Genomic DNA, 20,532 nt, shown 5'->3' with positions numbered 1-20,532 from the left:
TGGGAGACCTTTTTAATCGGGAATAAAACTTGCAAAGCAAGTGTCAAAACGGTCTGGAAAGCGACCGTTTCAGGTCATCATCTTAAAATCATGGAGTGGAGAGAACCAAAATTTTCAATTTTTGGGTTGATCCTACTCCCGTTTTTTTGTTTACCTCCTTCCGGTAGCAATTTTTGGACAGAACTTTAATAAAACGATAGAATAAATCCATCTAGCCTTTGGTGATTACTAAAGCAAATATTCTAAGGAGAATTACAATGAAAATTTTTATTATTGGAGCCAACGGCCGAGTCGCAAGTGAACTGTCTGAACGTCTGGTCTCGGCTGGTCATACGGTTTACGCGGGCGTTAGAGATTTATCCAAGGTCGAGGAAACTGAAAAGGTCAAGCCTATCTCCTTCAATCTCCATGATTCTGTAGCGGATTTGGCTAAGAGCCTGCGCGGTATGGATGTCATTTATTTCTTAGCGGGTTCACGAGGTAAGGATCTCTTGCAAACTGATGCTTTCGGCGCTGTCAAATCAATGCAAGCAGCTCAATTAGCCGGCATCAAACGCTATATCATGCTCAGTTCTCTCTTTGCGACAGAGCCAGAAAAGTGGAACCAAGCGGGCTTAGACCAATTGACGGACTATAATATTGCTAAGTTTTTTGCCGATAATTACCTGGTACATCAGACAGACCTAGACTATACAATCCTGCAGCCAGGCGGCTTAGCGGAAGAAGCAGGAACTGGGCTGGTAACCTTTGCTCCTGAAAAGGTTGGCCGCAATCCTATTCCTGATGTGGCAGAAGTGTTGGCCAAAATCATCCAGTATCCAAATACTAAGGGAAAGATCATTCAAATGCTGTCAGGTACTGAAAGTATTGATGCTGGTATGGCAAAACTATAGGAAGCTCTTGCGGCAGAAGAAAATCTGTGCGATGCACTATGCGCTGGAAAGCCAGGTTGCGAAGTCATGTAATATGCCACGTTAGGATGCTTCTTAAACAGCCTATGATAATTTGTTTGAAAAGAGAATCTCTATTATGAGTGGAGAGCCTCTTTTTTCATCGCTGATAAATATCAGTCTAGCTGCCGATGGCCAGTTTTCACCGAACAGATTGAAAGCCGTATAGTTTCAATCATGCGGATACCTCTTATGGCATGAAACGGGTCGAAGTTCGGAGTCGACAGGCCAATCCCATTTGGAACACATTTTTTATGATAGCTCGCTCGATAAAAGCACTTAGCCGCTGCATCAATGTGGTGGGGGCATGCTGTGATCTTATGTGAGAATGGCGGCGACTGGATGAAGATTTTTAAGAAAGAATAAAAAAATGAAAACCAATAATTTTGATGCTATTATTTTTGGCCGTCGCTCAATTCGTCTCTATGATGACACGGTTAAGATTCCCCGCGAAGAAATGCTGGCGATGATTGATGAGGCGGTGACCGCTCCGTCTTCTGTCAATATGCAGCCTTGGCGTTTCGTTGTAGTGGATAGTCCGGAAGGAAAGGAAAAATTGGCTCCTCTTGTCGGCAGCAACCAGACTCAAAATGATACATCTTCCGCTATGATACTGATTTTTGGAGATTTGCAATGCTATGAATACGGTCAGACTATCTATGATACAGCTGTTGATCAAGGAAAGATGTCAGCCGATGTGCGGGAGCGGCAGCTGTCAGTTATTATCCCTATGTATCAGTCTTTGACTAAGGAAGCCATGACCAGTATCGTTAAGGTTGATGCCAGCCTAGCTGCTATGCAGCTGATGCTGATTGCTCGTGCTCATGGTTATGACACCAATCCAATTGGTGGCTTTGCCGCTGAACATCTGGCGGAGACCTTTGATTTGGACAAGGAGCGCTATGTGCCGGTTATGATTCTTTCCATTGGTCAGGCTAAAGAGACCGGTCATGACTCTGTTCGACTTAGAGCTGAAACGATTACCAGTTTTATGTAAGATAGATTAGATTTGTTTGATAACCAAAGTGAGTACGGTCAAACTCATGACACCTGCATGCGAAAAGCCCTAAAACTTTAATCAGAATATTTAAAATGGTTAAGCTGAGTGGGTTTGTAGTATTAGCAATTCTGAAATGCTTTAGTTTTCGAACAAGTCTATTATTCTAAAATTTAGAAAGTAGTAATAATGAAAGTTTCCGTTTTAAATCTCCTGCCGCTGCGGCAAGGACAAGACTACCAAGCAGCTATGACAGATATGGTGACTCTGGCGCAAGAACTTGAGGAACTGAACTATCATCGTCTGTGGATTGCTGAGCATCACAATATGAAAAGTGTGGCTTCTAGTGCTACAGTCCTTCTCATGCAGCACGCCCTAGCTAATACAAATCATATACGTATCGGCTCTGGTGGTATTATGCTTCCCAACCACAGTCCTTATATAGTAGCTGAGCAGTTTGGGACCTTGGAGACCTTGTATCCTAATCGCGTTGATCTAGGTCTGGGCAGAGCACCAGGGACAGATATGGTGACCGCTCGAGCTCTCCGCCGGACAGATGATCTCAATCCCCATTTTGCGGAAGATCTGGCTGAGCTAGCTGGTTACTTTTATGACAGCAATCCTGTTCACGCCTACCCGGCAGCAGGACTCGCACTGCCATTTTATATCTTGGGTTCCAGCACGGACAGTGCTTATCTGGCAGCCAAGTTAGGTCTTCCCTATGCCTTCGCCTCCCATTTTGCACCAGCTATGATGGAAGAAGCGATAGCTATTTATCGGAGAAATTTCCAAGCATCTGACTCTTTGGATCAGCCTTACGTTATCTTGGGAGCCAATGCCATTCTTGCTGATAGCAATCAAGAAGCGCAGCGTTTGGCAACGACTCAACTGCAGTCTTTTCTAGGAATAGTGACAGGTCAGCCAAATGGTTTACAGCCGCCACTGGATAGTGAAGAGCAGGTTTGGCAATCTTATGTGGAAGCGACTAAGGTTCCGCATTTTGGCCCGATTGCCTTTCAGCGCGAAGATATTATCCATCGGGAAAAAATGATTGTCAAGCAGATGTCGCAGGTTTCCTTGATAGGTGATTCAACGACAGTGAGCCAGCAAATTCAGGAATTAAAAGACAGGGTTGAATTTGATGAACTCATTGTTAACAGTTATATCTATGACCAAGCTGCACAGATACATTCCTTTGCCCTGCTTAAAGCAGCAGTAGATCGATTTTAAGAATCATAAAAGAGACCGCTCAGAATAATCTGGGCGGTCTTTTAGCGCTCAAAGGCATTGCAGTTGGTTTATTCAGTGTTAAAAATTTTACCGAGTGTTTTCATATCCTTATTCCTTAATAGGTCTTCTTGCAGAGCTTTTGATGTTGTAAAGTCTAAAAGTTTTTCATAAATATACTCTAGGGATTTGATATCCTCTGGTCTGATAGCCAGTAAAAAGACGAATTTAATATGACTCTGGTTCCAGTAAATACCTTTGGGAATAATGGCCACTGAGATAACACTTTTCTTGACACTATGGTTAATAGGATGAGGAATAGCTACGATATTGTCTAAGACAGTGTTCGAAATCTCCTCCCTTTTAAACACATCTTGCGCAAAAGACTCGGTAACATAGCCTTTTTGAAGCAATTCATTGGCTAGAGTTTTTATAAGGTCTGTCTTTGTAATTTTATCAGGAAAAGTTTTTATAAATAAAGGATTAAAAAGTTGCAAAGTTGTTCGCTTGGAACGGATAATTTTTTCCAAATCCTTAAAGTTTTGTTCAAAATTACTAATATCGAAATAATAAATCTTATCACTTACCTTAATTGGAATAGTCGTTACAAAGAGATCGTAAGCACTTTTGTCAGTGCTGTCAAATTCCTTCAGTGACAAGTTATCAATACTGTCAATTAAATTGGGGAAATAACGTTCCAGCCTTGTTTGAATAATGGAACTCAAAATTTTTCCGGTACCGCAGATGATGGCTATTTTGATTTTATCGCGGGATGAATTTTTGTATTTTTCAATAGCATTAGCAAAATATAAGGCGATGTAAGCTATTTCATCTTCGGAGAAAGTTAACTGAAAAATATTTTCTATCCTAGACATTTCGCTAGCGGCCAAATCAAAAGCGTAAGGAAAATTATTTTTGATATGCTGGCTAATCGGGTTGGTTCGGTTACCTTTGATCACAAGGACATTTAAAGCACGGATAATATGGTTAGTGAGATTGCTTTTGAGATTATTATCATAAATCCAAGCATCTGAAATTTTTTGGTCAAGGTGATTGAGTAGTGATTGGACAATATCGTGTGCTAATTGAATATTATCTTCGCTAAGGTTGAGCCGTTCAATGATATTTGGATAGTTTTCGGAAAGAATGAAAAGGATGTAAGACTGTTCATAAGCTGATAGCTTAATCTGAAAAGTCTCATTTAACGCCGAGATAAACTCATTAAATTCACTCTGATACGGAGGAGATAATTTGAGCTCTGGCTTAAATGCTGTATGTAACTGATGTCCATATTTAATACGGCTGAGGGTTAAAAGAATCGCAGAAAAACTATTTCTTTCAAAAAAATCGGTACTATTTAATTTAATGCCATCTATGAAATTATAGAAGATTGTCGAAAAGGTCTTATAGTCAATATTATTACAGATATCCCTGACTGACTTATTTTTCCCAGAGATGAAGTCATAGAGATTATCTCGAAAAATTAAATTTAGAATGGCGGAGCGAATATCGCTCTCCTCAGCTGAAATGTAGTAACCGACATTGCTCTTATTAATAATCTGAATGTGGTAGGGGGCTAGGAGCTGCTTCAGGCTTCTAAAATCATTATAGAGAGTGTTTTGGCTGATATAGAAGGTATTTAAAAGATAGTCTTGACGAACATAATTATCGGTAGTCAGAAAAACTCTCAATAAGAAATCAATTCTATTTTTAGCTGATGTAAATAAGAACGTCCCTTGGTCATCATGATGCCAAAAGTATTCAAATTTCTCCTTATCGGTATAGTTAAGCAGATAGCCCTTTCGCCGAACTAGTTCAATTTCAGCACCATTATCGCTAATATAGTCGTTAATCATCTTAATATCATGTCTTAAGGTTCTGCTGGAAATATTCAGCTCTTTGCAAAGAATATCCTGAGAGACTGGAAGATGCTTGGTTATGAGGTAGTTTAAGATATTATCTAATCTTGCGTAATCTAATTTGGACATAATGTAATCCTCCAATCTAACCTTATTTCTATTATAAATATAACACAAAAGCAACAGAGTCCTTTTTACATAATTTCCTACAAAAATGGTGATAAGCGTGAAAATATTTTACACATAAAAGTACATATCTAATGGAAAAACGAGTTAGTGACAGCAAACCATTGAAGATGTAGGATTATAGGTAAAGAAAATAAGCGCGATAGAAAGGAGAAGTGGGGAATGAGCTCTAATAAAATAGATATGGATATATCAACAATAGTGACTCCCGACTTAATTTCACTTGATTTAAAATCAAGAACAAAGTTAGGGGTTATTGAGGAACTGACTGATTTATTGTATAAGCATCAGGATGTTAGTGATAAGCAGGCTTTTATCAGAGATGTCCTTTTTCGAGAGACAGAAGGGCTAACTGGAATCGGTCAAGGTGTCGCCATTCCACACGGGAAATCTCCTGCCGTTAGCCATACAACGATTGCCATCGGTTTATCAAAATTTCCCATTGAATGGGAGAGCCTTGATAGTGAGCCCGTGACAGCAGTCATCCTTTTTGCAGTAAGGGACAGGGATTCAAATACGCTTCACTTAAAATTGCTGCAAAAGGTTGCAATGTTACTGGCTGACGATGGCTTTATTGATAGGCTTCATAAGGTCTCATCGAAAGAAGAACTCATTGAGCTCTTGAAATAAAATTGAGTCTACCACTTGCGATGCTGCGATATTAGACAGGCCTTCCTAGAATCTTACTGATTCTTCGTTAGGTCCCTAAAATTCTTTGAGTCGCTTAACGGCTTTGTATCTTAGGAATTGAACACGGGACTAATTCCCTTGGAAAAAAGACAGCTTGTCTCGGAAATCAGGATTTCCGGCCAATCTTCTATTTTTCTGTCGGGAATTTTCGCTAAAGCGAACCGTCCCTTTGTATCTTAATGAAGGAGGTATCAAAATGAAAATTGTAGCTGTAGCTGCTTGCACATCAGGGATTGCCCATACCTATATTGCTAAGCAAAAACTTATTCGTGCTGCTGAATCTTTAGGGCATACAATCCATGTTGAAACGCAAGGAACAATCGGTGTGGAAGATGAACTGAGCACTGAAGATATTAAAAATGCCGATGTCGCTATCTTAGCTGTTGATATCCAAACAACAGGTAATGATCGTTTTAAAGGCCTGCCAACCATTAAAGTACCTACCTCTGTTGTTGTTAAGGCTCCAAAACAATTGTTGGAAGAGGTAGAAGCAAAATTGCAAGCTAAAAAATAAGGAGGAGTTAAGATGAAGAAAGTTGGTCAAGAAATAAAGCGCCACTTGATGACGGCCATATCCTATATGCTTCCATTGGTTGTCGCTTCGGGACTTTTAATTGCCATCGGAAATTTGATGGGAGGTCAGAATGTTGATAGTTTAAAATCCATGTCTATTCCTGATGCGATGACAACATTGGGGGTATTTGGGATGGGTCTCTTGCCATCCTTTATTGGTGGGTATATCTCCTATTCCATCGCAGACAGGCCTGGTATTGCACCTGGATTTTTAATGGGTCAGATTGCATCTTTTTTAGGCGCTGGTTTCCTAGGAGGAATCATCGGTGGCTTTATTTCGGGTTACATTGCACTCTTAGTCAAGAGGTATTTGAAAGTACCGAATTGGGCTCAAGCACTCATGCCTATGATGATCATTCCAACCCTATCCGCTATTATCGGTGGTCTGATTATGTTTTTTGTACTTGGAGCTCCTCTGACAGTCGCAACGGCTGCTTTAACAGGATTTATTAAGGGATTAGATCAGTCTCAGAAAGCGCTGTACGGTTTTATTATCGGTTTTATCGGCTGTCTTGATTACGGTGGTGCCATTTCGAAGGTTCCAAATCTTATCTGTGATGGCTTGTTACTAGATGGGATTACAGGTCCTGAAGGAATTAAGGTACTGGCTGCCATGGTACCCCCGATTGGTGTCACTTTCGCTTACCTCTTATCCAGAATTGTCAAAAAACCAATTTATTCCAAACAAGAAATCAATGCCATTAAGGTAGCCTTCCCAATGGGATTGTGCATGATTTCAGAAGGCGTCATTCCTATTGCGATGAATGATTTAATTCGTACAGTTATTGCGACCTCTTTAGGCTGTGGTGTCACGGGAGCCATTAGTTACGCTTTTGATAATGGTAGCCCTGTTCCATCAGGAGGTGTATTTGTTATTCCTGCCATGTCGAGACCTCTAGTAGCCATCCTTGCTCTCTTAATCGGTTCCTGCGTGACAGCAGTGCTCTTAGTTATTTTAAAGAAAGCTAGAGCTGAAGATGAAGAAGATCTTGATTTGGATGACAGCGAGGAAGAAGTTGATTTGTCGGGATTGACCTTTGAGTAAACTAGAGAAAAATTTGGAGGAAATGATTATGTTAATCAATATGGAACAAATGTTAGCTATTGCTCAGGAAAATAAATTTGCTGTTGGGGCCTATAATATTTCAAATTTAGAATTGGCTAGAATTGTGATTGAACAATGTGAGGCAGATAATGCTCCGGCCATTATTGAGGTTCATCCTACGGAAGTCTTTTACTGCAAAGATGATTTCTTTGCCTACATTCTGCAACGGATTAAAAACAGTCAAATTCCCTTTGTTCTTCACCTAGATCATGGTGATAATTTAGATAGCGTTGCAAGGGCAATTCATAATGGCTTTAGCTCAGTGATGATAGATGGTTCTCTCTTATCTTGGGATGAGAATGTTGATATCACAAGAAAAACTGTTGAGATGTGTCATAGAGTGGGCGTTAGTGTTGAAGGAGAACTGGGGACCATCGGTCAGACAGGACGCGCAGTTGAAGATGGCCTAAAGAATGGTATTTATACTAAGCCGGATGATGCCAAGCAATTTGTTGAAGAAACAGGTGTCGATACGCTAGCCGTCGGAATTGGTACGGCTCATGGTATTTATCCTAAAAATGTCACCCCTGAAATTCGGATTGATATTTTAAAGGATATTGTTAGTCAGGTCGAGGTCCCCTTAGTACTGCATGGCGGTTCATCAAACCCTGATGGACAAATTGCAGAAGCTGTTAAAAATGGTATTTCCAAGGTTAATATTTCCTCTGATTTCAAACATGCCTTTTTTAACAAAGTCAGAGAAGTCTTAGCTAATGATGAAGGCTGGGATCCCAACAATTTATTCCCGGTTTGCATTGAAGAAGGCAAGAAAGTAGTTCACCATAAGAATCAATTATTCGACGCCCTTGGTAAAGCGCCACTCTATAAGAAACTGTCACCTTGGAGAGCAGAATTTTTGTAAAAAGCATGTCGTGGCTCATAGTGTAATTGTCAGATAAACTATAAAAGACCATTTGAGACAACAATCTCAAGTGGCCTTTTTATACTTATAACCTACCTATAAACCCATCTATAAAAAATCACCTAGCTGGGTGCTAAGTGATACTAGTTTATTGAAAATTTTGGTTTGGCATTTGTGAATTTTGAATTTGATCAAATTTCTTAAGTGAAGTGAGGTAGAGAATACCACCAATTAAGGCACAAATCTCTCCGATAGGGGGAAACATGAGAGCAACAGCACCTCCAACAATAAGCAAAATATGTGCAGCTTTAGAAACGACTCTATCATCTTTGAATTTTAAGAGTGCTACAATTCCCATTACTAATATTGCAATTCTAAAAATAAGTGCTAAATATCCCAAAACTCCAAAACTTACTGGAAGAACTCCGGATAATACTAATACTGAGATGATAAAAATGATAAAATCAAGTGGTGCTCCGATAACAGCAAGCAAACCATTTGCTTTAGCTAACTTCTTCAAGCCAGCAATATTGGTGTTGTTATTCATAAAAAACTCCTTTTTATTTTGATACCCTACTAGTTTAACAGATATAGTTATCATTGATTGTTACAAAATGACAACAATTTTAAGCAGGCTTTAAGTGCATACAGTTATCCCTCGAAATCTTTAAGACCTTGCTTGTAGAAATGACCGCCTATGATACAGCTAATATCTGCGATAAAGCCAAAGAAGATATTAACGGGGAGAGCAATGATAAAGAGGGTATGAGCTGCCGATGGAATGTTATTTTGTCCAGAATATTTTCTCATAGCCAGAAGGCCATAGATAAAGGTGACAATTTTTATCATGAGACTGATAAGAGCAAACACTAGATAGATGAGTCCTGCTAGGGCTTCATCATCGGAAGTCGTTGACCGAAAGGCCATATAGGAAAAGGTCCCCCACTTTAACAGTCTTAGAACTAGAGCCAATCCCCCTCCATATAAACCTAATTTAGCATTAATGCTGGCTAAGTTATTCGATTTCATATCTTTCTCCTTAGATACTTATGCTTGCTTGATTCAGTCTATCAGAGAGAAGCAGTTAATGCAAATTAAGTTGCGATGACAAAAGTTAAGCTGAAGTAGAATGGATCACCAGCATTTGAGCGTTGACAATTTAATGGTTTGTACCTAATTGAGACGAAAAAAGCACCAGGCGGGCTTATCCTGATGTGATAGTCTATAAACGGCCTTAATTTTCCCATTTTTTAAAGACCAGAACAGCATTGGATCCCCCAAAACCAAAGGTGTTGGAGAGGGCGAACTTGATTTTGGTCCTGTAGCCTTGCTTGATAATGATATTGGCCTCAATATCATCACCTAGATCCCGAGTTCCTGCTGTCATGGGAACAAAATTGTGGTTAATCGCTTGGATTGTGGCTATCGCCTCAACTCCCCCTGTTGCTCCTTGAAGATGGCCGGTAAAAGATTTCGTAGAAGAAACAGGGACTTCTTTGCCCAAGACACTTACGATAGCCTGACTTTCAGCGAGATCATTTGCGGGAGTTGACGTTCCGTGGGCATTGACATAGTCAACTTGGTCTGGCTGTATCTGGGCGTCATTTAGGGCCAAGCGAATAGCTTTCGCTGCACCTAGACCGCCGGGAGACGGGCTGGTCACGTGGTAGGCGTCACAGTTATTACCATAACCGATAACCTCAGCTAGAATTGTGGCTCCTCTAGCCTGAGCGTGCTCTAGGCTCTCCAGTACTAAAACACCGGCCCCTTCGCCGATGACAAAACCATTTCTGTCCTTATCGAAAGGAATTGAGGCACGGTTGGGATCCTGCGTTCTAGAAACTGCGGTCAGGGCATCGAAACCGCCGACACCGATTTCAGTAATTGGAGCTTCAGCACCGCCTGCAAGAATGATATCATGACTACCTCGTTTGATTTCACGAAAAGCTTGTCCTATCGCATCGTTGGATGAGGAGCAAGCGGTAGAAATGGATTTGCAGCTGCCTTTAGCCCCAATACTGATAGCAACATTGGCTGCGGGCATATTATAGAAGGCCTTGGAAACAAAATCTGGACTGATTGCTGTCATCCCTAAATCATTCATGGCGATAATCTGTTCCTGAAATTCCTGCAGGCCTCCAACTGTTGATGATATCATGACGCCAATTCTATCATAATCAAGCCCAGTCTGATCAGTCAGTCCAGCTGCTTCAAACGCCTCTTGTGCAGCATAGATTGCATACAGACCGCTCAAATCTTTCTTGTCTAAGTCCTCTTGGCCGAAATACTTATCAAAAGGGAAATTCTGAACCTGACCGGCATTAACAACCTGACTGGAACTGGTATCAAAACGGGTGATTGGCCCAATACCAATTTTGCCACTTTCTAGACTAGTCCAAAATTCTTGAGGATTATTGCCGATAGCGGAAGTGATACCATAGCCTGTAATCACAACACGATTTTTATTCATATAGTAGTCTCATTTCTCCATAAAGTTTTTAACTGATTAAATAGTACTACATATTATTTATTTTGACCAGAGCTCACAGTAAAAGGAAGTGGGATCAACCCAAAAATTGAAAATTTCGGATTGATCCCACTCCCGCACAACGTACAGCTCAGGAACCTTTCGAGGTTGGCAATAAGATTCATCACATTCGTTTAGGTTTTCTGCATTGGCCTTATGGCAAAAAGGAAAACCAGCAGAGGAGCCTGAGAAGAGGAGACTGAGACAAAAGTCCAAACTCGTTAGTATGTTCTAGATTAACCAGATTGACGTAACCAACAAGTCTTGCTCCCAGTCACTGTGCTAAGAGTTTATTCCAAAATAGGGAGACTGGGGGAGTTTTTGGCCAGCATCTGGACTTTGTTCGTTTTCTTAGGCCTCTGGCGAATCAGAACTTGCTGGCACCTCTGTAGACATTGGCGTTTGGTACGACTCCGCTGTTGCAAAAGACTTTTGTGAATTTGAGGACTGTGCTTGAAGGCTAGCCTGAGTTTGATCCGACACTTGTGGGTCAGAAAAAGCTTGCGCCATCTGCGAACCAGCATTTTGCGCATTGGTTTGGACGCTGGTGTTGGACTGTGCAGGCAGTCCTTGGTCTTGATGGTAAGTGCCCATCCAGACTGGCTCTTGCTGGAAATGAGTAGTAGTATTTCCTTGATTTTGGTAGTAGCTTTGTTGATTGGGAAATCCATTATAGGGGTAAGGATTCTGAGGGATAAAAGGCTGATCCAGCTTTGGCAGTGCAACAAGGAAAAGAATTCCTCCGGTGATAGATAGGATATCCGCAGCGAATCCGCCCAATAAGGGAAAGATATTAATTCCGAAAGCCACAATCAACAAGATTGGTGCTGCAACACTTACTCTTGGATCTTTGGAAAATTTAACGACTCCTAAAATCCCAAACACAAGAATAGCAATACGAATCATTAAAATGAATATAGTAAATATTAGCGCAGTTGCGAAAAAGGATCCAGTTGCATCGCTGTCAAAACTTGCGGCCGAGAAAGCACCAATATCGATGACTGTCTTAATAATCCTCAATATAAGGGTGAGAATCCCTCCAATTAAGCCAACGAAACCGGCAGCTTTAGCTAAAGTTTTCTGGTTCATAACGTTTCCCTCCATCTGAATTTTCTACTAGCCTACCAGATAGTGGTTAGAAAATCAAGGCAGATTTGTTAGACTTCATTTTTTGTTTGTAGCCAATATAAGCAGATACTCAAAAAACTAGCTAAGCAAGAGCCAGAAGAAACGGAAACCAGACGGATGAGATCCATTCATCGTCCTTAAGCCCGATAAAGGAATCCGTGAGAGGAGCAGTGAAGCGGATAACAAAGATAAGCAAGTGTTAAAGCTTGGTCGCTATAGCACATTAACGCTAGCAGAACCCAAAAGGCAAAAGAGAAGTTTTCCGCCAATTAAACCGATTTATCTAGCCGTTTTAATTTTTAATATAGAATTGATTTGGCATGACTATTTTTTTCCTTTATGACCTTATTAGTAGTATTATAAAACTATACAGATTAAGTCTAAAGTGCTGGAGAAAATACATTTATCTTAGTTTTGTTTGGGCAATGTATAAGGCTCCATAGACATTAGACGATGTTTCAAACTGTTTGATTGACCAAACTATCTCTATGTAGTACTATATAAAAGCAAAAAAGAATTGAGGGAAGAAATGATTAAAGCTATTGAACTTTATTTAGTAACGGACAAAGACGGCCAGGCGGCTGTCGATTTTTATGAGCAGGTCTTTGGTGCTAAAATTTTAGCCAAGACTACTTTTGGTCAAGCCATTCCTGACTGTCCAGAAGAAAACAAGAATCTGCTTTTAAATGCGCAGCTGGATATCGGTGGGATTCGCCTGCAGATTTCTGATAATAACCCAGAAGCTGACTACATTTTGGGGAATAATATCTCAGCCTGTCTTCAGCTTGATGATGCAGATCAGGCACGTGAACTATATGATCAATTAGCCCAAGAAGCCCGTCATATCGAGTTAGAGCTGCAGGAGATGCCTTGGAGTCCCGCTTACGGAATCATTGTTGATAAATTCGGCATGACGTGGCAAATTAATACGACTATTGAGGGCTTTGTGCCTGAGATGTAAAGGTCTAAAATAATTTTTAATCAATTAAAGATGCGCTAGGCAAGTGTTTCCATTTGCTGAGAAAAAGACTATAATGTGAGGTAAACAATGTTAAATAAAGAAGTAGGAATTATGCTTTACGTGGATGATGTGGATTCTGAGAGGGATTTTTGGCAGACTATCGGTTGTAAAATTGAGTCGGAAACAGAAACCATGGGGTACCCAAGTTTTAATATGCGGCCGACAGCTGACAGCTCAGCTCTCTTTACTGTTTATGCCAAAGATTTTATCCGTCAGGTTTCCCCCGAGGTTGTAGACAACCAGCCCAGTCTCTTGTTTGAGAGCGAAGAGCTGTTGATGCTCCATGCCAAAATTTCAGCTGTGACTGACAAAGTTAGTCCCATTCAGACTGAGCCTTTCCCAAGCTTTAATTTCGCTAGCCCAAGCGGTCATTATTACGTTGTTAAAGGTGTTTAAATGGAGGTAACGATATGGCAATTCGGCGTGCAAAAGTAGCGGATATTCCCGCATTAGAGAAACTTTTGGAAGATATCCTCTTGGTTCACCATCGCGTCCGGCCTGACCTCTTTAAGGAGGAAGGTAAAAAATTTACCCGTCAGGAGTTGGAGAAACTGGTGCTTGATGAGTCCAAGCCGGTTTTTGTTTATGAAGATGACTGGGGAAATATCCTAGGCCACCTCTTTACTGTTATTGAAAAGCATGAAGGACATACGGACCAGCCTCGCAAGACCCTCTTTATTGATGACCTTTGCGTGGCAGAAGAAGCGCGTGGTCAGCATATTGGCCAGAAACTCTTCGATTTTGCTCGTGCCTACGCCAAGGAACTTGGCTGCTATAATTTGACTCTCCACGTTTGGAATGCCAACGAAGGCGCTTTGCGTTTTTACAAGCGTCAAGGTCTGCAAGAACAGTTTACTTCAATGGAAGAAATTCTGTAAATCACGGCGAAGCTCAGCAGGCACTCTGAGACTATTCATTTGAAATTGCATGGCTTTGTAAGAGTTTTTACAAGGCCTTTTATATTCCGCATAAAAATCTCCACAATGTTTGGCTACGGTAATCTGACGGCGATCAGCAAGACGATTACCCTTTTTACATCTAGTTAGAAACTGTATTCACAAGTTTAAATTCTTAGCGTCAGCTGGAAAAAGCCTGGGGAAAAAGTATTCCAGCCTTCTATTTTTGCAGTACTAACAGTTTGACGCAGTGGTTGGGAGAAGGACTTGTTGGCTAGGCCAAGAAGTCTCACCCCCTGCACAGTTCATTAGGCGCTTTAGCACCAATGAACCACTGTTGATTAGAGGTCCTTATCTTGGGCGCAGTCTCATTTTCGGGCACCCTCTTAAACAGTCCACTGGACTGTTTAACTGCTACGCAAGTGTTAGCGGCCATCCTAATCAACTGTGCAGAGGTGGGACAACGAAGTCAATTTATACAAAAAATCGACTTCTGTCCCACTCTCAAAACAGACAGTTGCTGCCGTGGGGAAAAGACGATTGACCTTATTTAGTCAATCGTCGAGGGGATTTTCAAGACCCTAGGCATGAAAATGAGCAATGGCACTCCGTTAGAAGGTTGCTTGCGTCCCTACCACATAAGGCTAAGTGTCAAAAAAATGTGAATACAAGTTCTTAAAATTAAAGTTAGCATTTTGAGGGCCAATTCGCTCGGCGAAAATTTCTAACAGAGAAATAGAGAGTAAGATAGAAATCGGTATGATGAAACAATCGACTTTGTCGTCTTACTTTCTCAAAGATGAGATGATTAGGATGGACGCTGTCGATAGTCGATAAGTACCTCCAAACATCAACTGCGTCAGACTGACCACTACTGAATGCACCGACCATAATGGCTTTTTCTCCGAAGAAATTAGGCCTGTGTTCAACTACTAAGATACAAAGGGCGTCCGTGGACACAGCTAAAATAGGAGAATCGACGCAGAGTACTAAAGACCTTAGGAGGAACTGTCTTTTTAGTCAAGTACACAGCCCGTGTTCAATTGCATAAGATAACCTATTAAAATGAGCAAACGAAGGGATAATGAGGATGGTGCACTAGCATTTAAAATGAGATTGTGTGGATATTTCTAATGATTTCTCATTTTTCTTGCTTTTCCTAGTTTCCCTAGGGTGTGGATTATGTTAAAATAACTTTATATTAACACTTTACGGAAAGGACGCACATGTCCCTAGCACTATTATCAGTAGCCACCACCCAGCAGTTTATGCTCAAGCTGATCCTTTGTGCAGCCGAATGGTCATTATTTACGTATGTGACGGGAATCAGGCCTAGATTTTATAAGGTCGGTTTTTTGATTGGACTGCACATGGTTCTGTCTTTTTTTCTAACACCTTATATTGGCGAAGTTACGGTTGGTCTTTTACTTTATTTTGCGATTATTAGCTATAAGATGCCTAAGAGCCGTCTTGTGGAAAATTTTTTCTTTGCCCTCTACCCACCAGTTCTTTTTTCTATTCTCTGGAACTTTATGGCAAGAATTGTTTTTCCTTTCCTTTTTAATCACCCCTTGAGTTATTTTCTGGACAGTTTTGTCTGGAGTATGACGATTTTAATTGCTGTAACTATATTTGAACGATTTCTACGGGAGTTCTACCAGATTGACTATATCTCCATGAAGAACAGCGTCTGGTTGGATAAGCGAACTCAAAGTAATTTTTGGGTTACCCTATCGGAAATGCTGAGTTATTTTATTCTGTATTATTTCCTTGTGTTCATGCAGCGGCTGCATGTTGGAAAGTTGCTGGGAATTCCTGTTTCCGTACTCATAATCGTCGTTACAGTTGTTTATTTAGCTGTTTTGATGAAGGTCCTAATCCTGATTGACTATTATTCCAGGGAATACCTAAAGGATTTGAGGCGTACTGAACAAAAGCACTATCTGGAAAATCTAGAAAGTTATAGCCAGCAAATCGAAGAACTCTATCAGTCGGTTCGCTCTTTCCGGCATGATTACAACAATATTTTACTCAGTTTGAAGGGGAGTATTGAAAGTGGTGACCTCAATCTGGTTACTCGAGTTTTCGATGAGATTTTTCAGGAAAATATTGCTGGTTTGGATTCAAGGGATCGTCAGGCCAAATTGATCAATATCATGATGCCCGAGATTAAGTCCTTCCTCTTTATCAAAATAGGAGAATTTGAAAGCCAGAATTATAAACTGGTCTTGAATATTCCTGATATTATCATGGACTGCGGTGTTTCAAGTTCTGCAGGGCTAACTATTTTTTCGGAAATGTTTGACAGAGTTATGCCTTGGTTGGAAGAAAATCCTGCGGCCTTGGTTAATGTGAGAATTATTGAAGAAAATGGTGTTCAATCCTTTAGTCTAGAATTTACACCTTATCAGCAGACAGACTTGAATCAATTAGCCGACTTGTCGATCGAGAGTCGAAGGAATCTCAATCACTATCGTAAATTGACCTTTGCGCAAGGAGTACATGATCAAACCTTCTATCAAGAATTACGTGTTAGGAGGGAGCCAGACCGATGATAGTTTTAAAACAGTTATTATTTTCTTGGACAATTTTCTGGTCTGGCTGGTATGTCTTCAACTGGATCAGTAAACTCAATTTGCCTCTGAAAAAACTGCTTCCGGTTTCAGTTCTTTCAGCCATTATCATCTTTTTCAGTTCCAAAACAGGCACAGTGGTAGATGTTATCCATCTCTTATTAATTGAATTTATCTTCTTTAAGTTTCAGCCTAAGCGCGAACTCCTTTTCTATGCTTTCTATACGGCTATTGGACTCGAATTTCTCCTCAGCCTGTCTTACTATATTGTCTTTGGCATGGATCCTAACCAGATCGATTTAGCGGCTTACCCGCTGATCAAGCTGATTCTTGCTAATCTTTTGGTTATCCCTGAATACTGGGTTGTCCATACTATCTTTAACCTCAATTTCAAATCAATAACGGAAAGCGAAAGCAGTAGAGTTAAGAAATTCTTGGTTGAAATCACAGTAGCTCTCTTTGTCTCTTATGTTGTTTTACACGCTGTTTATCTTCTGCGTTACATCAACAATCCCACCATTGATTGGATTTCTGATAATCGCAATAAGGTCATTTTAATTGGAGTAACAGTATTCTGCTGGTTTCTCTTCGGTTTCAACCGCTGGATTAGACGGACTTTGAAAGAGGACATTGAAACTGACCGGGAAATGCACATCGCTAACCTAGAATCCTACAATCATCGAGTCGAGTCGCTTTATGCCGAATTGAGCAGTTTTAAGAAAAACTATCAAGCGGCCTTAGAAAAGTTAGCCAAGAGCATCGCTAGCCGAGATATGACTAAGATTGAATCAACTTACAAGGAGATTATGGGCGATGCAGCCCAAGCTCAGCAGTTGCTTCAATCGAAAAGCCTTGACATCGGCAAACTTTCATCCATCCATATTTCACCGATTAAAAGCATGCTGTCGGCTAAGATTTTGTTGGCTCAGGAAGAAGGGTTAGAAGTTACCATTGAAGCGCCTGATGAAATTGAGCAGATTCCGATGAAGATTATTGATTTAGTCACTATTATTGGTATTTTGAGCGATAATGCTATTGAAGCTGCCAAAGAATCCAAAGATAAAGCTGTTAATATAGCCTATTTCAAGGTTGATAACCAACAATTCTTTGTGATTGAAAACTCGACCAAGGAGGCGCAAGTAGCGATCAGTCCTATTTTTGAAAATGGCTACTCTTCAAAAGGGGAAGATCGCGGAATCGGTTTAGCCAATGTGGAGCGAATTATTTCTCAGTATGCTAATGTCAGTCTTTCGACACGGTCGGCAGATTATTGTTTCCGACAAACCCTGTCAATGACAGAGAACTAGTAATAAGCCAAGGCTTTTGGAAAAGTCCCAAAAGCCTTTTATCTTGTAAAAAGAGGCTCATTGTCAAGTGTAGTGGGTGGACTTAAAAAGAGCCCTGCTCATAATCGAGCAAGAGCTCTTTTTAAATTGAACACGAGCCTAATTTCTTCGGAAAAAGAAGGAGCTTCTTGTGTGTCAAGCACACAGCGTTACTCCCCAATTTTCCTATCGGAAATTTTCGCTAAGTGAATCGGCTCTTTGTATCTTAATAATCGAACACGCCTACGAGACTCTGTGAAATTAGACTCGCTTTCCTAGAATCTTTAGGGATTCTTCGTCAAGCTCCCTAAATTTCTTTGGGTCGCTTAACAGCTTAGTATCTTGTATTAGTCATCTCCTTTGAAAATTAAGGAGATAATAATGACTGTTTTTATACGGATTTTTTGAAGTCTGAAAAATCTTCCATTCTTGTACAGGTAGCTAGACTTTCCGTCTTCGGTTTTGTGGCAAGAGGAAAGTCAGTTAGACACTGCCGTCAATGCCTTTTGAATAAATGAATGGAGAGCCCTAGCTCATATAACAACACCCAGCAACAGCGGAATTATCTAAGGCCTTGCGATGCGATCCGAAACAATAGTGCGACAAGTGAAGCCATCATGGCTGTTTGTCCCAGACTTTTAACTAAGGACTTGGCTATTTTTGATTTTCTTTGAGTACTAGTTCCCTTAACTGGCTACCGCTTTTTCCCAAGCATTTTCTTGATGAAAAAGAGTATATAACCGATGATGATGTAAAAGACAGCTAAAACTAGAATATAAGTCAAGACATAACCCCAGCCCTCTTTGGTAACATTAAGAAAGAAGTAGGGAAAGGGGCTGTCTAAGCTACCGGGAATTGGCCATTTCAAGATAAGACCATTGAAGAGAGCCCAGATACAATAGAGAATAGGCATAAGAGTCCAAATTAGGGGATCCAATGCTTTATAAATATTTTTACGATCAAAGATAAGGGTGTCGCCAATCATGCCGAGCGGCGCGATATAGTGAACTAAGAAGTTGCGGCTATTCCAGTAGTCAGCTGGAGCTACCTTAGGCGCTAGCATAAAGTGATAAACTAAGAAGGTCAAAGTAATGACCAGAGTTGTGCTTCCCTTAATCCGCAATAAAGTAGGATACTGATTGATGGAGCCTCCTTTAGCTTCTAGGTAGACATGGTAAAAGTGACTGGCAAAAACAAGGATATTGGACAGAACAGTATAGTAAAGTACCATTCTAGGTCCATCTTTGGCAATCTGCATCGAGACTCCGATAAGACCGCAGACACCAAAAATGAGACGATAGATTTGTGTTAAAGACATCAGTATAACTCTCCCAAATTGTTTAATCTGTTTACTATACTACCATAGTTGAAGGCTTTCGACTAGCTGCTTAGAATGATTTTCAGATATCTTTAAAATTATGCTATACTGGTGCTAGTAGAGGGGGAGATTTCATGCCAAATATTTTAGACTATATCAAAAACCATGGTCAAAAGACCTTTTCAGACTTGGCGCTCAACAGCATTGATATAGCTATTATCAACGAAATGGGCTACCTACCTTTGGGAGAGCATTTACATTTGACGCAGCCAGTTACCTTTCAGGCGCTGAAAGAAGATTTTCAAGCTAGCGGTAAGAAAGTTCACTATTCCTTTACTGTAACCAAGCTGCGTGTGGAGCTTTTGGAAGCTGTCCTTGCTGCCCCGCGCTATCAAGGTTTGACTTTAGTCTCTTATATTAATGATATTGATCCGCAATTTGAAAAGCAATTTGCTGCGATGGTTCTCAGTCTGCCGAATATTGACTATTATCAGATTATTTTCCGAGGAACTGATGAAACGCTGATTGGTTGGAAGGAAGATTTTAAGATGACTTATGCCAGCGAGATTCCTGCACAACGGCAGGCCTTAGCCTACCTGATCAAGGTTTTGGAGACTAGTGACTGCCGCTATACTGTGACAGGCCACTCCAAGGGCGGCAACCTAGCCCTCTACGCCGCAGCCTATTTACCAGAAGATTTGCAAGCAAGGATTGACCAGTTACTTATCTTTGATGCACCGGGACTGCATAATCGTGTTTTACAAAGTCAGGGCTATCAGGTCATTCGGGATAAGGTTCTCTGCTTGAGACCCAAGGATTCCATTGTTGGCAGTATGTTAAAACATGATCTTGCTAGCCATTTTATTGAGAGTAAAGCCATCGGAACTTTCCAACATGATGTGGCTACTTGGGAAGTGGATGGTACGCAATGGCAATTTGCTTCCGGCCAATCTGAGCTCAGTCAGGCTTTAGAAGTGACCTTCAGTCAGTGGACACAAGAGCTTTCTAAGCAAGAACTCAAAATTCTCTTTGATACAGTCTTCGATCTTTTTTTAGAGAATGATGTGGCCACGCTGGATGACTTTCAGTCTGATATTCTTAAGAGTGCCAAAACAATTATGACAGCCTTTTCCCAGCTTCCGGCTGACAGGCGACAATTGCTCAATAAATCAGCGATCAGTCTTTTGAGTATCTTTGTGAAATCACGTTTTGAGCAACTCAATTTTCCGAGTTACAAACAGCTATCGGAAAAATGGCGGAACTTGTTAGGACAGAGGGAGGACTGACAAAGGCTA

General features: G+C 40.7%; 19 protein-coding genes and 1 pseudogene. 14 read left to right on the top strand and 6 right to left on the bottom strand.

Going from position 1 to position 20,532, the window contains the following annotated elements:
* Window positions 1-257: 257 nt before the first annotated feature.
* The 4 genes and pseudogenes from STRCR_RS08350 (at window position 258) to STRCR_RS08340 (ending at window position 3,177) form a co-directional block, all read left to right on the top strand.
* Window positions 258-893, top strand: a complete 636-nt coding sequence (locus STRCR_RS08350; protein ID WP_004226414.1) for an SDR family oxidoreductase — start codon at window positions 258-260, stop codon at window positions 891-893.
* Window positions 894-996: 103 nt separating this feature from the next.
* Window positions 997-1,224: pseudogene (locus tag STRCR_RS12465) on the top strand (peptide-methionine (R)-S-oxide reductase); the annotation flags it as partial.
* A gap of 96 nt (window positions 1,225-1,320) precedes the next feature.
* Window positions 1,321-1,947 carry a nitroreductase family protein gene (locus tag STRCR_RS08345; protein ID WP_004225264.1) on the top strand — a complete coding sequence of 209 codons (627 nt, stop codon included), beginning with the start codon at window positions 1,321-1,323 and terminating at the stop codon, window positions 1,945-1,947.
* Window positions 1,948-2,136: 189 nt separating this feature from the next.
* Window positions 2,137-3,177: an LLM class flavin-dependent oxidoreductase gene (locus STRCR_RS08340; protein WP_004229252.1), complete on the top strand. Its 1,041-nt coding sequence runs from the start codon at window positions 2,137-2,139 to the stop codon at window positions 3,175-3,177.
* Between the two features lie 68 nt (window positions 3,178-3,245).
* Here the strand turns inward: STRCR_RS08340 and STRCR_RS08335 are convergent, their stop codons facing one another.
* Window positions 3,246-5,162 carry a BglG family transcription antiterminator gene (locus tag STRCR_RS08335; protein ID WP_004228126.1) on the bottom strand — a complete coding sequence of 639 codons (1,917 nt, stop codon included), beginning with the start codon at window positions 5,160-5,162 and terminating at the stop codon, window positions 3,246-3,248.
* Window positions 5,163-5,381: 219 nt separating this feature from the next.
* Here STRCR_RS08335 and STRCR_RS08330 point away from each other — a divergent pair, with 219 nt between their 5' ends.
* The 4 genes from STRCR_RS08330 to STRCR_RS08315 all read left to right on the top strand — a co-directional run bounded on the left by STRCR_RS08330 (window position 5,382) and on the right by STRCR_RS08315 (window position 8,449).
* Entirely contained in the window at window positions 5,382-5,849 is a 468-nt protein-coding gene (locus tag STRCR_RS08330) for a PTS sugar transporter subunit IIA (protein WP_004225791.1), read from the top strand.
* A 256-nt stretch (window positions 5,850-6,105) separates the two neighbouring features.
* Window positions 6,106-6,423 (top strand): PTS fructose transporter subunit IIB, encoded by a 318-nt coding sequence (locus STRCR_RS08325; RefSeq protein WP_004229762.1) that lies wholly within the window; start codon window positions 6,106-6,108, stop codon window positions 6,421-6,423.
* Between the two features lie 12 nt (window positions 6,424-6,435).
* Complete coding sequence (locus tag STRCR_RS08320) at window positions 6,436-7,527, top strand: PTS fructose transporter subunit IIC (protein ID WP_004228918.1); 1,092 nt, start codon at window positions 6,436-6,438, stop codon at window positions 7,525-7,527.
* 28 nt (window positions 7,528-7,555) lie between these two features.
* A complete protein-coding gene (locus STRCR_RS08315; protein ID WP_004227110.1) occupies window positions 7,556-8,449 on the top strand; it encodes a ketose-bisphosphate aldolase in 894 nt (297 codons plus the stop codon).
* 148 nt (window positions 8,450-8,597) lie between these two features.
* Here STRCR_RS08315 and STRCR_RS08310 read toward each other — a convergent pair whose 3' ends face one another.
* The 4 genes from STRCR_RS08310 to STRCR_RS11380 all read right to left on the bottom strand — a co-directional run bounded on the left by STRCR_RS08310 (window position 8,598) and on the right by STRCR_RS11380 (window position 12,065).
* A complete protein-coding gene (locus STRCR_RS08310) occupies window positions 8,598-8,996 on the bottom strand; it encodes a hypothetical protein (protein WP_004227719.1) in 399 nt (132 codons plus the stop codon).
* A 104-nt stretch (window positions 8,997-9,100) separates the two neighbouring features.
* A complete protein-coding gene (locus STRCR_RS08305; protein WP_004225775.1) occupies window positions 9,101-9,478 on the bottom strand; it encodes a hypothetical protein in 378 nt (125 codons plus the stop codon).
* Between the two features lie 205 nt (window positions 9,479-9,683).
* Entirely contained in the window at window positions 9,684-10,919 is a 1,236-nt protein-coding gene (gene fabF, locus STRCR_RS08300) for a beta-ketoacyl-ACP synthase II (protein ID WP_004230038.1), read from the bottom strand.
* A gap of 408 nt (window positions 10,920-11,327) precedes the next feature.
* Window positions 11,328-12,065: a DUF4064 domain-containing protein gene (locus tag STRCR_RS11380; protein WP_004227921.1), complete on the bottom strand. Its 738-nt coding sequence runs from the start codon at window positions 12,063-12,065 to the stop codon at window positions 11,328-11,330.
* Window positions 12,066-12,633: 568 nt separating this feature from the next.
* On the opposite strand from STRCR_RS11380, the gene STRCR_RS08290 reads away from it, so the two are divergent.
* From STRCR_RS08290 to STRCR_RS08270, 5 genes are all read left to right on the top strand, one after another.
* Entirely contained in the window at window positions 12,634-13,065 is a 432-nt protein-coding gene (locus STRCR_RS08290; RefSeq protein ID WP_004226461.1) for a VOC family protein, read from the top strand.
* Between the two features lie 87 nt (window positions 13,066-13,152).
* Window positions 13,153-13,521 (top strand): VOC family protein, encoded by a 369-nt coding sequence (locus tag STRCR_RS08285; RefSeq protein WP_004225134.1) that lies wholly within the window; start codon window positions 13,153-13,155, stop codon window positions 13,519-13,521.
* A gap of 14 nt (window positions 13,522-13,535) precedes the next feature.
* Window positions 13,536-14,003: a GNAT family N-acetyltransferase gene (locus STRCR_RS08280; protein ID WP_004229170.1), complete on the top strand. Its 468-nt coding sequence runs from the start codon at window positions 13,536-13,538 to the stop codon at window positions 14,001-14,003.
* Between the two features lie 1,244 nt (window positions 14,004-15,247).
* Complete coding sequence (locus STRCR_RS08275) at window positions 15,248-16,576, top strand: sensor histidine kinase (RefSeq protein ID WP_004227300.1); 1,329 nt, start codon at window positions 15,248-15,250, stop codon at window positions 16,574-16,576.
* Entirely contained in the window at window positions 16,573-17,901 is a 1,329-nt protein-coding gene (locus tag STRCR_RS08270; RefSeq protein ID WP_004226284.1) for a GHKL domain-containing protein, read from the top strand. The genes STRCR_RS08275 and STRCR_RS08270 overlap by 4 nt, the downstream gene beginning before the upstream one ends.
* A gap of 712 nt (window positions 17,902-18,613) precedes the next feature.
* Here STRCR_RS08270 and STRCR_RS08265 read toward each other — a convergent pair.
* On the bottom strand, window positions 18,614-19,237 hold the full coding sequence (locus STRCR_RS08265; RefSeq protein WP_003048821.1) for a Pr6Pr family membrane protein: 624 nt from the start codon (window positions 19,235-19,237) through the stop codon (window positions 18,614-18,616).
* Window positions 19,238-19,371: 134 nt separating this feature from the next.
* Between STRCR_RS08265 and STRCR_RS08260 the strand changes: the two genes are divergently transcribed.
* Window positions 19,372-20,523, top strand: a complete 1,152-nt coding sequence (locus STRCR_RS08260) for an Mbeg1-like protein (protein WP_004229315.1) — start codon at window positions 19,372-19,374, stop codon at window positions 20,521-20,523.
* Window positions 20,524-20,532: the final 9 nt, after the last annotated feature.

The organism is Streptococcus criceti HS-6, from assembly GCF_000187975.2.
GTDB lineage: Bacteria > Bacillota > Bacilli > Lactobacillales > Streptococcaceae > Streptococcus > Streptococcus criceti.
The sequence above is the reverse complement of the archived record's forward strand: the minus strand, read 5'-3'. Positions and strand labels throughout refer to the sequence as shown.